General features: G+C 51.0%; 14 protein-coding genes. 1 reads left to right on the forward strand and 13 read right to left on the reverse strand.

Going from position 1 to position 13004, the window contains the following annotated elements; genetic code table 11:
* From PSCS_RS09550 to PSCS_RS09580, 9 genes are all read right to left on the reverse strand, one after another.
* A partial coding sequence (locus tag PSCS_RS09550; protein WP_397387312.1) for an ISL3 family transposase occupies positions 1-1247 on the reverse strand: 1247 nt, incomplete at its 3' end.
* A 24-nt stretch (positions 1248-1271) separates the two neighbouring features.
* A complete protein-coding gene (locus PSCS_RS09555) occupies positions 1272-1826 on the reverse strand; it encodes a TetR/AcrR family transcriptional regulator (protein WP_068811892.1) in 555 nt (184 codons plus the stop codon).
* Positions 1827-1930: 104 nt separating this feature from the next.
* Positions 1931-2089 carry a DUF3817 domain-containing protein gene (locus tag PSCS_RS16450; protein WP_371827787.1) on the reverse strand — a complete coding sequence of 53 codons (159 nt, stop codon included), beginning with the start codon at positions 2087-2089 and terminating at the stop codon, positions 1931-1933.
* Between the two features lie 149 nt (positions 2090-2238).
* Entirely contained in the window at positions 2239-2724 is a 486-nt protein-coding gene (locus PSCS_RS09560) for a small multi-drug export protein (protein ID WP_068811893.1), read from the reverse strand.
* 126 nt (positions 2725-2850) lie between these two features.
* On the reverse strand, positions 2851-3351 hold the full coding sequence (locus PSCS_RS09565) for a FlhC family transcriptional regulator (RefSeq protein WP_068811894.1): 501 nt from the start codon (positions 3349-3351) through the stop codon (positions 2851-2853).
* Positions 3348-3971: a flagellar transcriptional regulator FlhD gene (locus tag PSCS_RS09570; RefSeq protein WP_068893789.1), complete on the reverse strand. Its 624-nt coding sequence runs from the start codon at positions 3969-3971 to the stop codon at positions 3348-3350. The genes PSCS_RS09565 and PSCS_RS09570 overlap by 4 nt, the downstream gene beginning before the upstream one ends.
* Before the next feature lie 2 nt (positions 3972-3973).
* Positions 3974-4147, reverse strand: coding sequence for a hypothetical protein (locus PSCS_RS15895; RefSeq protein ID WP_157885684.1), 174 nt, complete (start codon positions 4145-4147; stop codon positions 3974-3976).
* Between the two features lie 508 nt (positions 4148-4655).
* Positions 4656-4943: a hypothetical protein gene (locus PSCS_RS09575; protein ID WP_068811896.1), complete on the reverse strand. Its 288-nt coding sequence runs from the start codon at positions 4941-4943 to the stop codon at positions 4656-4658.
* 11 nt (positions 4944-4954) lie between these two features.
* On the reverse strand, positions 4955-8368 hold the full coding sequence (locus PSCS_RS09580; RefSeq protein WP_068811897.1) for a conjugal transfer protein TraG N-terminal domain-containing protein: 3414 nt from the start codon (positions 8366-8368) through the stop codon (positions 4955-4957).
* 213 nt (positions 8369-8581) lie between these two features.
* Between PSCS_RS09580 and PSCS_RS09585 the strand changes: the two genes are divergently transcribed.
* Positions 8582-9445 (forward strand): hypothetical protein, encoded by an 864-nt coding sequence (locus PSCS_RS09585; RefSeq protein WP_068811898.1) that lies wholly within the window; start codon positions 8582-8584, stop codon positions 9443-9445.
* A 219-nt stretch (positions 9446-9664) separates the two neighbouring features.
* On the opposite strand, the gene PSCS_RS09590 is transcribed toward PSCS_RS09585, so the two are convergent.
* The 4 genes from PSCS_RS09590 to PSCS_RS09610 all read right to left on the reverse strand — a co-directional run bounded on the left by PSCS_RS09590 (position 9665) and on the right by PSCS_RS09610 (position 12315).
* Positions 9665-9856 (reverse strand): DUF7706 family protein, encoded by a 192-nt coding sequence (locus PSCS_RS09590; RefSeq protein WP_068811899.1) that lies wholly within the window; start codon positions 9854-9856, stop codon positions 9665-9667.
* Positions 9857-9910: 54 nt separating this feature from the next.
* Positions 9911-10177 carry a hypothetical protein gene (locus tag PSCS_RS09595; RefSeq protein ID WP_068811900.1) on the reverse strand — a complete coding sequence of 89 codons (267 nt, stop codon included), beginning with the start codon at positions 10175-10177 and terminating at the stop codon, positions 9911-9913.
* Positions 10178-10249: 72 nt separating this feature from the next.
* Positions 10250-10534, reverse strand: coding sequence for a hypothetical protein (locus PSCS_RS09600; protein ID WP_068811901.1), 285 nt, complete (start codon positions 10532-10534; stop codon positions 10250-10252).
* A gap of 815 nt (positions 10535-11349) precedes the next feature.
* Complete coding sequence (locus PSCS_RS09610; RefSeq protein WP_188619138.1) at positions 11350-12315, reverse strand: integrase domain-containing protein; 966 nt, start codon at positions 12313-12315, stop codon at positions 11350-11352.
* Positions 12316-13004 lie beyond the last annotated feature (689 nt).

A 13004-nucleotide genomic window follows, 5' to 3' on the forward strand; every position in this document is an offset into this window, starting at 1 on the left:
CCGTAGTTGAGTTCCTCTGCGAAGTCCGGCAGTCCGTAACCGATGGTTTTCTTGTAGAACGGAGAGACCTTCGCAGTCGGGGCCTTCTTCTTGTGCTTCGTGGTGTAGAGCATTCGTGCCCGCATCACCTCAAAGGAATAACCACGCCCTTCACGGTTCTTGTCCTTGGCCAATCGGTTGATGGACTCCGTGTAAGCGTTGGTGACGGGAATATCCGTCTCGAAGTAGATCATGATCTCTTCGCGCCAGTTACACACCGCCCTGACCAGATCGCTCCAGACTTCCTTCTGGCCCTTCGGGATGGTGGCTATCCATTCGTCCAGGGCGGCTTCTGCCTGGGGCCGTGTGGTAGCATTCCAGATGCCGTAGAAGCGCTCCTTGTGCTCGTAGGCGGCCAGCAGTTGCGGGAATGCGCCTGTCCAGGTCTCCATGATGAGGCGCTCCCGGTCTGAGACTTCGTGAGCGCGTTTCAGCAGGATTTTCCGGTCTCCCTTAAGGGTTCGGCTCTGTGAGGGCTTCAGCTCCTTTCTGAGGCCCTTGCGCACCTTCTCCAGCGCATCGTTGGCCATACGCACCACATGGAACTTATCGACCACGATGCGGGCCTGTGGCAGCACCGCCTTGACCGCTGCCCGGTAGGGGTTCCACATGTCCATGCTGACGATCTCGACCTTCTGCCGGTCTTTGAGCTTCATCAGGTAGTTGGTCACCGCGTCCTGACGGCGGGTGGCCAGCAGGTCGAGCAGGGTTCGCTCCTCGATGTTGGTCAGGATGCAGCGGTAGCGCTTGTTCAGGTACAGCTCATCGATGCCCAGAATGCGAGGCGTCTCGAAGCGGTGCCAGCGCCCCAGGAACTCGACGCGGGCGTTAAAGATATCGCGTACCGTCTTCTCGTCCAAGCCGGTCTGCGCCGCCACGAAGGTGTAGGGGTGGTTGAAGGATTCCTTCTCCACGTACTCATGCAGCCGCAGCGTCATGCGGAAGCCATCCACCATCTCCGGTAGCTGGGGCCTGAAGGTGGTCTTGCAGGCCCGGCAGGTGTACCGACGGCGGACCACCCAAAGGGTGACCCGCTTGCCGTGAATGGGCAGATCCCGATAAGGAACATCACGCTTACCGAACCGCACGAGCTCACCCATCACGCCGCAGTCCTCGCAGGCGATTGGATCAGGCGCGTCCACTTGGAAGTGCATGTCTTCGTCGGTGTGTCGGCAGTCCAGTACTTGGTATGTTGACAAGTGGATTATGTTGGCAGAACCGATCACAATCAGTCAGCCCCTCTTGCGCGTAGCATCGAGCAGACTTTCTCGTATCTTTCCTATATTTGGAAGATTTATATCAGACAATGTTGCCATCCATAATCCATCAACAGTTAATCTTGTTATAGCTAAGTGATCATCCCCATCTGTCTGAAAATGTTTTCTTTGCATCTTGTTGAACCAGCTTGCCCAAATCGAACGAAGTTCTGATTCACCAATAGAAAGTACTGCTAAAGCCGTCCTTCTGTCATGCATTCCATCCCACGCTGAAGCCATTGAAAATTCAATATATGCACGTGTAAATGATCCGTACTCTTCAGGATCCTCAGCCATGTGTTGCTCTAAGTCTCTTTCAACTGAAAAAAGTAAATCATTGAACATTGCCAGTATTAAATCTTTTTTACAGGGGAAGTGATGCAAGAACCCGCCCTTTGTAACCCCAGCCATTTCAGATACACCCTGGACTGTCACTGCGGCCAAACCACGCTTGAGCGCAATAGAAACCCCTGCTTCTATAAGTTGCTTTTTTACAAGTTCTGGCTGTTTTTTCCTGCGATAGGATTCCATTGGCACCTCTTGGTATCTGTTAACTTTTTCTTCTTAATACGAAAATTAACGAAAATGTGGAGAGCTCGTGCCCCGTCCGCTGGTTAAACATGGGGATCGCTTGCCTACACAGTTTGCTGCGGCAGTCTATGCAGCAGGCGTCGGGTAGAAAGGATTGCAATAACTACGTAGAACAGGAATGCGGCGCCATGCAAACGCCCGAATAGCCATACACCGAGCTCGGTGGTCGCAGTTGCGTACTTTAGGAACATTCCGATCAGCAGGCCTGCCTATGTCAATCCTTCAAACAGGCAAACGATAGCGAAAAGCCGTCCTATCCCTTCTAGCTTCTTTATTCGATGACATGATTTCATTTGTGATTTACCTATACTTCTGGCTTAAACTTTGGGTTAAAAAAATCAAAAACTTCGTGTCAACTCACAAACGGCAATGCTCGACCTTCGACGAAACTTGCAAGCCCCAAGTTAGCTAATATGGCAAATACAAGCGAGCATATTAATATCGAAGCCGAAAACCAGATAACAACATTTCTTCTATTAGCTCCCGAAGCTATAGCAAAAGCCGAAGCAGCGTGAACTCCAATCAAGAACGGCCCAAGGAAAGCTAAACCAGGCACGCCGAATCGCTCAAAAATCACTCGCTTTCGAGATTTTTCATCCGCGACATCATCAACACCCTCAGATGGTGCTTTTTTGCGCCAGCGCTTAATCCAGGATTTTATTTTCTCTCCAGCATAAATCACTGGCAACAAGGTAATAAGGTTGCCCGCAAAGCCAACTAACGCCGCAGGCAACCAAGGTAAGCCAGCTAATACACCCAACGGGACGGCTAGCCATACTTCAAGTACAGGTGTCGCAGCTCCTATGAATACGCCCAAGTACAGCATTAACTCATTCATATTTGATCTTTCTCGTCAAAAAAAACGAACAATACCGTACGGACGGTATGTTTGCAAGAGGAAATCCTTTCAAGCAATCAGTTCTTCCGGTGTGGAGCAAGATCGAGCCGCGATGCACCTGACAAATCAACCAGATATTCCGGTTACCCAAAATTCACACCCGCAGTCGCAGCAATGCTCAAACATCGCGTCCCCAGACCGCATCTCCGACGCTAAGCACCAGGCATCCGAAATTGTGAACATCTGAAATGCCTCCTTGCCCATCGGTGAGCTGACAGGGGCAATCTCCGCGATGGCTGCACGATACATCCGATATGCGCGATTCAGCGCCGCAATGCAGGTCGAGGATTCAACGGGCCTTCCACCTATCTGTCGATAAAACCCCATCAGAAGCGAAGCATGGAGTTTGGAAAGCTGATTCGTTACCAAAGAAGCACCACTTTTGATAGCGTTGGAAGCTCTGTTTTTGCTGACATCCATCCCATCGTCTTCCAGATCTCGGTAAATCCTGCGCACCTGTTTATCGGTCAACCCAGTTTCCAGAATGATTATGCGGGTTACATAACCCATTAACGCCATCTCACGTGCATGAACCCACAGGTGCAACGGATTGTTACGGGTATTCATACGTTACCTCCTACCGACAGGCACTGCTGATACTTGATGAAGAACCCCTGTCTGCGTTTCCGAAGGTCTGCTGAAGGCAACAGGCCCTCGACAACCTGTGGGTCAAATCTTAGGGTGCAGGCTGTACAGATCTCCGTCACCAACTGACGGATTTGATTGTCAGTGGCCTCGGCCACAGCCTTCGCCAGTGACTGGCTGACACCAAATGCGGTTGCGGCCATTGGAGCGTCTCGGCGGGCCAAGTTTCTAAGTGTCAGCCAGTACGTCACGTCAAACTCTCGCTCCACACCCTCCATTCCTGCGAAACCAGGTGGAATAGCACGTTCGTATTCAGCGGACAGGAAATCACATACGTCCGGTTCCGGCGTGTGTAACTGAAAGCTTAAAACTACGCCTGAACTCAACTTGGACAATTCGTGAGATGGCGTGACAGCTAAGGCCACAACCGTACTTTGTGGTAGTGAAAACTGTTCTCTGGCCACGCTCGGAGCATGGCGGCAGAGAGTTGCCAGCAGGTTCCAAAGGGTGAGATCCAACTCAAACACATTTTTGTCTGGGCGCTGCTCAGTAATCTGAGCAGCCTGGTTATCCAGATCGGACATTGAAAGTAGAGGTGACATTGTTACGCCTCCTCTGCGAATCGCTTCTTGTAAGATTTTGGCAGATACAGAGTAAGTGCAACCCCACCGGCAACAGACAGCGCAAAATAGGCTAAATCACCTGAAGTCAGCAACTGTCCAATAACAAAGTAGGTGAACCCTACAAGCACAAACCAAAGACATTTTTCAGCAAACATAACTACTCCTCAATCAAAGCAAAGCATTGCAAAACATATCAATATAAATAACACGAGATCCGGGATATGCAAGGGGTTTTACTGTGTTTTTTTACAGTATCATTTTATAGTTCTATGAACAGAATATTGAGCGACTTGCATTTATAGAGATCAGGGGTAGGATTTAAATTAGGGTAATTTTCATCGGAAAATAGGCTATGAAACTATTAATCTTCGTCCTTTCAACTTTGTTCGTTAGTTACAAACTTGCTGGCATCGGCGGCTTGATATTATCGCTCGTTCCGCTCGCGTTAATTTTGAGCTTTACTGTTAGCAAAAGGAACGCACAATCAGGTTGCAACGTACATTCATCACAGCAGGACCGCTCGTCAGTTTGGGATGACAGCCAAATAGACAGGATTCCGTTCACATCGCCAGATGGTTCAGGATCGCAATTTGAAAAATGGGACGGTCAACCTTGGACAGGCCAATAGAAGAGAGCTGGATGAAACCAGCTCTCTAAGGTAAGTTATCGAGTTAACAAAATTTCAATCCCTTTTCCCGCTAATCGCCTAGTGTCATATCTCCGCCCGATTGGTAACCGAACGCTTAGAGCTGCAATCTTCATTTCGAACGCCCTTACACCCGCTTTCTTCGCCAGCTTTTCAAGCAGAGCATTAGTCAGAATGATCGAGCGCATATTTTCTCTATGAGCGTATATTCGCATCCTCATCTTCTCCCCGCAGGGTGCCATGAATTCGCCCTCTTCCGCGTGTCCAATAATCTTATCAATCACTGCCACAGCTTCTCTTTTCATGAAACGCTCCTTTACTCTCCATTCTGTACAGCCATATAGCGGCTTACTGGCATCAGATAACCACCGGCCTGCTCGCGCCCGGCACCCGCAGAAGCCTCAATAATGTCTGCTGCTTTGTTTGCCAGATCGGCGTCACCGCCCAACTCACTTTGAAGTTGCTGCCTGTATTCAGCTTCACGCCCGTCACTTGCTCCCAGTAGCGACGACGCAAACAGTTGCGCACCGGCTTCAGACTGAAGGCCATGCTCATTAACAGCCGTTTGGGCTGCCATCTCACGGAACTCGTCACCATATTGCTCAACAAAACGCTGTGCGTGCTCCGCACCTTCCTCTGATGCACTGGCAAACGCTGCCGCAAAGAACATCCCACGTTCCCTAATGGACATGTCTTTAGCAGCTTCCGACAGATCACTTTCTCCAGTAATCCACTCTTTGGCCGCTGTGTATCCGCTGACCCCGGCACCGATAATCGAACGCCCCAGGTCTGCGGCTCCAGTCGCGATATGACCCGCTACGCCGTACTCATCCTGGATGTACTGATCGCCACGGTTTGAATCAGCGATAAACTGGTCGCGTTCTTGGGGAGTCATGGCCGCGAGGTGCTCCATCGAACCTGCAAAATCATCCGAGAAACCGCCTGCTCCAGCACTGCCCCCACCAACTACCTGGTCGAAGAACCGGCCAATACCCTCGGTAGTAGAGAAGATACTCGTCGAGGTAGATGGCTCGACTTCAGACGCCATAATTTGACTTCTCAGAGCACCGAGCCGCTCTCCCCGGTAGTCGTCTCTGTTTTCAGAGTCTGCCGCTTCTACGTTGCTTAGGTTTTGGTTATGACGCTGAAGCACTGCGCTCTCCCCAGGCACGCCTGCCCTTGCCTGATTTCTTTGTTCGTTCGACATGCTCTGAGGTTCTTGAAGCTCTCGCGCACCTATACCATGCGTTATCGCTGGAGAGCTTTCCAAAAGATCTTGCTGTGCATTGGAATCTTTCACGGTTGTCGCGCTGCCCGTAGCACTTGCGATAGTTTCGGCAGCAATAGCCTGTTCCGATGCTTTACCAGAGTTAAGAAGCGCATAGAGCTGACCGCCTGCGGTTGCTCTTGCTGAATCCACTCCCAACGCTTCATAAAACTGGGATTTCTCAGCCGCAAGTTGGCGTGTTTCGGGTGAAGCCATCCGCATCCCATCTCTTAGCTGTGAATGAGCTTCAGGACTGCTGGTTACTGTCTCCGCCAGGGCCCTCATATCCATTGCACTCGTCGTTCCAATGCTCGATTGAGCGCTGGCGAGACGCTGATAAGTATTTTGTGCTGTTATGGCTTGGGTCGCGGATTCAGAAAACTGCTCACGCTGCTCCTCTCCAAGAGAGTTCGTAAAGCGCTGACCACTCTGCGTATTGACCTGACGAGCTATATCCCTAGTCAAAGCTGCTGAATCGCTGTCAGTGAAACCAACATTCTTGGCAAGCCGGTCCATATCGCCTGTAAGCTGCTGACGTTGATCGGTGGAGGTAGAAGTTGCCGAACCAGAAATTCCTCCTTTGACATCGACTGGTGCTGCCTTCGCTATTGCCATTCCAGCAGGGCCAGCCAACAGGGCTCCCGCAACCTGCCCGGCATCAACGTTCGCACTGGCTTGCATACCAATCGCCCCAGCAATGGCATCTGTATGGCTCTCATTCAAACCATATTGTCGAGCGTAATCCTGAGCTTGGCCGTAAATCGCCTGTGCCTGTGAAGAGTCAGATGCACGAAGGGATTGCCCAAGCCCTTGTAAACGAGCGTAGCTTTGTTCAGCAGAGGCCCCAGAGAAAACCGAATTAGAAAGCTGGGATGCAAATGACTGTGTTGCCTGGGCTGACGATGCCTGGGAGGAACTAACCGCACTACTGAGCATGCTCCCGACATTAACTTTGTCTACCATGCTCTCAGAACCGGTAAGTTGAAGCCCTCGGAAGTCGTCAAATTGAGATTTCGGCATCATGTCCAACGCCGCTGAGGGCTTAATGGCGTCGGGAGTAGAAATTTTCTCGTTGATATGGTCACCGCCATTCAAACGGCCTGCGAGAGAAGTCATTGCGTAAGTGGAGCCGGTTACAACGAACAGAGTAATCACTGGAGTGGCCGCAGCCAACATGCCTCCCGTTGCAAGCCAATTAGATGTTATCTGGTATGCCTCGCTTATCCCGTGGAAAGTGGAAAACGGATCGTTCTCCAGGGCACTCAACGCACCTGTAGCGGACATATGAATATAGAGGTTAATAATTGACAAAACCGGCATCCAGAGCTGAATCCATGCGAGTGTCACCAAATACTTTCCGACCAAGCCGATACCGAACCGGCCCATCAACATAAAGAATGCAGCCAGAGGTGTTACGGCATAAACGAAACCCTCAAAAAACGTCATCATCGGGCGAACGATGGTCATAAACATTGATTGTTCAGCAGCCCATTGAGTATTCCTTTGCTGGATAGCTTGGTTAAGCATAATTGCCGACGAGTAATCCCGCATATCCTGATACTTTCCCTGAGCAGCATCTTCATATATCGGCTTAAGCACGGTTGTTAGTATGTAGTCATGAGCATTAGATCCCGTCATACCAAGACTCGCTAATGCATCATAAAGGCGATTTGACACACCGACTCCAGCGACATCGCCACTAGCGTCTCTCATTCCCCGCTCGATGGCTTTATGAACCAAATAGTTGCCTTTAACTTCATTGAGTGCGTTGCTAAGCGCAACAAACCCATCAGAACAAGTGTAATCCTGGGGAGGGCCACCAAGATAAAGCCGAGTTCCATATAAGTCTGATTCAAAACGAAGTGCCTGCATTGCAGGGGCGGTAAATAAGTCTTGGATTGACGCTTGATGCAAATCAATTTTTGTTAGCGTGCATTCTCGTATGTAGTTGTGAATTGAAAGCTCGACGTTGACACCCTCTCCACCAACAGCGTTATCCATTGCTTTAAATACAACCGGGTTAACGGCAGCATCTTGAAGCTGATTTATCAGGTGAAGGGAGTCGGCAAATCGATTCTGTGTCGATCCCGGTGAAATAAATGAATACCCCTGCTCAAACAGGCTTGTAACTGAATATCCGACATTTGAGACAACCGAACCAACCGCTGCTGGCCCCACTGGGACATTATCAACGACCCGTACTTCGCCAGAGTACGCATCTTCAATAAGGATCGTCGTGGATGGTCCAAATGCCATAGCATAGAAAATCCATGCCACCAAAATAGTGCCAATCTGTATTTCCTTGGCTCCATTCATAATCGATTGGAAGAAAACTATTAAGACACCGATAAGCAGCCCTACCGATGCCATCTGTGTGAAATCGCCAGTTCCGGTGATCATGGAAACAGCTATCAAGACCTGCTCCAAGAATGCCGAATCACCGACAGAGTGTATGGTCCACATTGGGAAATCTCCGGTTAAAAACTCCCCCTCATACTAAATACTCCTATCACTAGACCACGCACGTGTTCTTGCCCATTTTGGGCGCAAAGCCAAATTTAGGGTAAGTTTGTACCGTCAGTACAAACCATTGTTTTTTATGGATTAACCAAGGTTTTTGGGTTGCGTTTTCTTAAAGTCGTGAGACACTTTTTAAAGATAACGGAGGATAAACCCATGAAACGATACATCGAGATTGCAGCTTCTGCTGCTGTAGTTCTGTCACTGGCAGGTTGTGCAACCACCGGGTCATCCGACCCCGCAACCTATGAACCGGCTAAATCCCGTGCATACAACCTCGCTCAGGCCGGGGGTATCACTGAAGCGCGGGATACGGAGAGAAAGCACCTTTCAGAAAACGAGCTTTACAAGGTCGCTTCCAATGCCGACATCCTCATGTGGGATCGAGGAGCAAATTGGAGCGGGGGAGAAGCACTGGGAGCCAGCCTCTTGTTTGCAGCCCTGGAGCCAACGTCGAACTTCGCTAAAGACTCTTTGTTCGGCTGGATGCCTTCCAGCATGGCGACAGATGCCGTGCAGGCCCGTGCGAAGATGTCAGAAGTGACTACCTCCGCAATGAAAAAGGCCCTCGGTAGCCTTGGCTATACGCATGAAGCCACGCTAGAGAACTACGACCAAAAAGCAGTGTTTGGGGGCGGAAGCGCTTTTCTGTTCAGTCAGATAACTATTATTGACGCAAATCAGGGATGCCCCTCGCCAGATTCTGTCGATCACTACTCAAAGACATGCTATGTCTCTTCTCAGATAATAGAGCCAAGTCAAGGCTTTGAACCTGCGTTCCTGGGAGGTGGTCAGGTCTGGTCGTTCACAACTGAAGGTGTGAAGGCCTCATCTGTAAAACTGAATGTCCCGGAAGGGGTGACCCTGGACAGGGTATCCATCATCGGCGCGATCAGCGCGAATCTGCCCGATTGGGCCTATATGTTTGCCCCTCAAACCGATGCAACTCCTCCCATGGTCGTAAACAAGGGGAAACCCTTGTACTTTGTGGAACCGGTGGAGAGTATCGAAAAAAGCTGATCGAAAACGAGTGATTGGAGGGAGGGCTATGGCAAGAAATCTCGAAGAGATTATTCAGAGCGAGGATCCAAAGGTAGTTTCTGCGGCCAAACGAAAAGCATCGAAGATTCTTCGATCAATAAATGACAAAAAGGAAACGGAGGTCACTAAGAAAAAACCAGGCTTTCAGCCCTCCAAAAAATGATGATAAAAGGGGCCAGATCACTGGCCCCCTTGTCTCTATCGAGGAGCATAACCTGAATCGGCTAAGCTCCTTTGCAGAGATGCTAACGCATCCTTCATCAGATACGCCTCATCATCGTCAACAGCATTAACCCTCACTTCTTGCCAACCAACTCGTTTTACAAGCTGTGCTAAAGCCAAGGCCTGCGCATCGGACAGCTCAGTCAGGACGGATACTGTGTTATCCATAAGGACCTCCTATGGGAAGGAGGGAAGCCCCCAAGGGCTTCCCCAGGGGCTTCATTAATTCACCGCGCCGTAGTGCGACTTCGCGTAGGCAAGATCGAGCGTAAAGGTAATCTCAATCCGGTCCACGACGAGATCGAATTTACGGGCGTGTTCCAGCAGATTAGACCGGAACACTGATTCGGCGTCGTCATGCGACGTTGCGTTAACCGTCTCAGCGACCAGCTCACCTTTTCCGTTGTCGTAACAGACGTCGGTGTAGTACACACGTCCGCACACATCGAACTGGTGATTCTCTGGTTGATTTTTAATTTGTCCCAGCATGTCTTTTCTCCAAGAGTAAAAAGCCGGGACTTCGCCCTACCGGGCTTAGTACCCGGCTGGGTGGTTTAGTGCTTACCGAGGGCCGGCAAGTGATTTGTTGCAGTGGAGCGCAGGTCGAATGACCTCACCATCAATGATGCGGCCAGTGATGAATCCGACAGGGGGATTCTGCTCTGATTGCTCCGGTTCAATAACGTCTCCAGAAATTGGCGACGAGGTTTGACTGACGACCCGTACGGGCCGCGCTTTGAATATTGATCGAACGATGACGTTAAGAGTGCGAGCTACCAGTGAGGCACCAAACGCAATAACGCCAACCGTGACAATCATGACCAAAACGAATGTGGAAAAGTACATATAGAGCTCCAAACAATAGTTGATTGAAAGGGGCTCATCCGTGACCGGGAAGCCCCGGTTACGGGTTTAAATGATTTATCGGGAACGCGAGAACCAATCTGAAACTGGCTCAAACTTGTCGCCCGACTTCATTATCTCGATGAAGTCATCCTCGTTGTCGCATCGAGCCAAACCGAAATAGGTTTTCGTAAATCGGCCATCAAGACACCGAAGGACCGTGAAGTGGAGATTTCCTTTTGACTCAGAGTGAGTCATGACAATCCCTCTGCGTTGATACACATGGGAATCGTTCAAAGGAAGCACCAAGCCGTTGACCTCGAGTTTTTTCATCTTGCACCTCAAATAGTTTTGAGGGGTCTCCCAGTACAGGGATACCCCTGCTCTGGGATGATGGTTAAACTTGCTGTTTGTTTGAGGAGGCCAGCTACCTCTCTATTTCCGGCGGTTCCGGAAATTGGAGATAGGTTATCGGACTATGGCCGTGAAGCACGCAGCTACTTTTTCCCTTTTTGGGCGCAAAGAAGTTTTTTTGTCTATTTAGGCCTGGGAGGTTCGCCGGGTCTGCCTAACAGCTCCCATAGAAGTCTGAAGGCATAGAAATGATCCCGTAGGGTTGTACTGCTCAGATGGCTCTGCCGCGCATAGTACCGGTGGATATGTGCTCTACCCACCTGATTAGGCTGGCTTACGCCTTGCTCATGGGCCGCAATATCTGACAGTGCAGCAATCAGCCGTTTCACCATCGCCCGTCTTGCTGTCTTGCCACCATGGCGAACATACACATGTGCTCGCTCTCTTACCCATTTTTCCATCGCTTACCCCAAATATGAATTTGTTACGTCAATACGACCGTGTCCCAGCTCCCGCGCTATCTCAGCACGAATCTCCTGATCCAGTGTCTTGGCCTGGGCGACCGAGATCCCCAGTTCCTTGGACAGGTATTCATGATGAGCCCGACCGTGGGCCACACCAGCGCGGATAGGGCTATCGGCCCCCATGAGGACCCTGTAGCGCTCCTGAGCATAGTGGTGGCGCTCACCATGGAAGTTCACCGGCTGACGACCAATCTCCCGATATGCCTCTTGTCGAAATTCTCTATATGTCTGGTTGCCTGGGATCATACTGCGGCCATCCTGGATGGCCGCAGCTCTCTGAAGAGCGGTTATCTGAGCATTAGAGGTAATCGGCACCATACGCTGGCGACCACCTTTGGTTCCGTCCTTGATGGCAACAACCCCTTCTTTCTCTGCCTGTTTCAGCGCCCGAGTCGCATCAAGCTTGGCCGACTCCTCGAATCGCAGGCCAAAGTTGCGCTGCACCTCCAGCAGCGCTCCCAGCCGTTCTGAGACAGCCCCTATAGCTGCCTGGTGGGCCGCTTCCGAAACGCTCCGGTCGCTCGATGCGATCCCTGAACGCTTGGGAAGCCCGCCCTCCGCGACAGGCGCTACTCTGACTTGTCGGTCGCCACGAGCAATCTCCATCACCCGGTTTACTGCCGACAGGTAGTTCTGGGCCGTAGCAGGAGAAATCTCGCCACGCTCAAACCTATCGTTCAGATGGGCCGCATAGGCCACCAGATGGGCCTTCTCGATGTCCCGCATGTCCTTTATGCCCTGTTCTGTCTTGATCCAGGATGAAAAAACGCTCCAACGGTCATGGATCGTTGCAATTGAAGCAAAGCTTCTCATCCCCTCTTTGAGCGCATTGAGACCCGCCCGCGTCATATCACGGCTCTTAAGGCCATAGTTTCTGGCATCCGGATTGGATCGTTCTGAACGCATAGTGCTATTCCCTCTTGTTCTTGTTCTTGTTCTGGTTCTGGCCTGCCCGAAAATCATTGGTAAGTGATAAACGCGATTTTTTTAATCAGCTTCGCGTGCTGAGGCCAAATCAGGGTTCTTGCCCTGGCAAAGGGTGGATAAACCGAGCACCCACGGTCATTTACATACGATCAACACTGCTATGGAGCGGGCTGCTCTCGCCACTGGCTGGTCTGTTCCGTTGGAACAAACTGCCAGCAGCTCCGGCTGGTGAAGTCGCTTTTCTTGGAAAGTTAGCGCGTAGCGCTCGCCGCCTTGCGCGGCTGTGTTCGCGCACATTCGTGCGCGAGGCGAAAGCCTTGAGCCATTGAGGCACAAGGCTTTCGGCGGGGTTTGCTACCCCGTCTCTGTTTTCGCCGTTGGCGACAGAGACGGGGAGGGACATAGTGCAAGCTCGGCATACGCCAGGCTCACATGGTTGAGGCAGAGGTGGTCCTCTGGAATTTGGCTGCTCATGATCGAGTGCCAGGTACGCCACAAATTCAAGAGAACAGCAGCGAGGAGGGGCATTTGCCAACTGCAAGCAGCGGCAACGATGACGATCTAGCGTCAGGGGTTCACGAATGGAGATGAAGCTCATCTGGGGTTCCTCCGAAGGGTTAAAGACGGAGGAATGCCCATGGGGGACAGTCCCCCAGAGGGTTGGTTAG

The sequence above is a fragment of the Pseudohongiella nitratireducens genome, assembly GCF_001642735.1.
In the GTDB taxonomy this organism is placed as follows: domain Bacteria; phylum Pseudomonadota; class Gammaproteobacteria; order Pseudomonadales; family Pseudohongiellaceae; genus Pseudohongiella; species Pseudohongiella nitratireducens.

Coding starts and splice junctions, on each gene's coding strand:
- PSCS_RS09555 (WP_068811892.1), bottom strand. CDS start 1,826: ATGGAATCCTATCGCAGGAAAAAACAGCCAGAACTTGTAAAAAAGCAA.
- PSCS_RS09560 (WP_068811893.1), bottom strand. CDS start 2,724: ATGAATGAGTTAATGCTGTACTTGGGCGTATTCATAGGAGCTGCGACA.
- PSCS_RS09565 (WP_068811894.1), bottom strand. CDS start 3,351: ATGAATACCCGTAACAATCCGTTGCACCTGTGGGTTCATGCACGTGAG.
- PSCS_RS09570 (WP_068893789.1), bottom strand. CDS start 3,971: ATGTCACCTCTACTTTCAATGTCCGATCTGGATAACCAGGCTGCTCAG.
- PSCS_RS15895 (WP_157885684.1), bottom strand. CDS start 4,147: ATGTTTGCTGAAAAATGTCTTTGGTTTGTGCTTGTAGGGTTCACCTAC.
- PSCS_RS09575 (WP_068811896.1), bottom strand. CDS start 4,943: ATGAAAAGAGAAGCTGTGGCAGTGATTGATAAGATTATTGGACACGCG.
- PSCS_RS09580 (WP_068811897.1), bottom strand. CDS start 8,368: ATGTGGACCATACACTCTGTCGGTGATTCGGCATTCTTGGAGCAGGTC.
- PSCS_RS09585 (WP_068811898.1), top strand. CDS start 8,582: ATGAAACGATACATCGAGATTGCAGCTTCTGCTGCTGTAGTTCTGTCA.
- PSCS_RS09590 (WP_068811899.1), bottom strand. CDS start 9,856: ATGGATAACACAGTATCCGTCCTGACTGAGCTGTCCGATGCGCAGGCC.
- PSCS_RS09595 (WP_068811900.1), bottom strand. CDS start 10,177: ATGCTGGGACAAATTAAAAATCAACCAGAGAATCACCAGTTCGATGTG.
- PSCS_RS09600 (WP_068811901.1), bottom strand. CDS start 10,534: ATGTACTTTTCCACATTCGTTTTGGTCATGATTGTCACGGTTGGCGTT.
- PSCS_RS09610 (WP_188619138.1), bottom strand. CDS start 12,315: ATGCGTTCAGAACGATCCAATCCGGATGCCAGAAACTATGGCCTTAAG.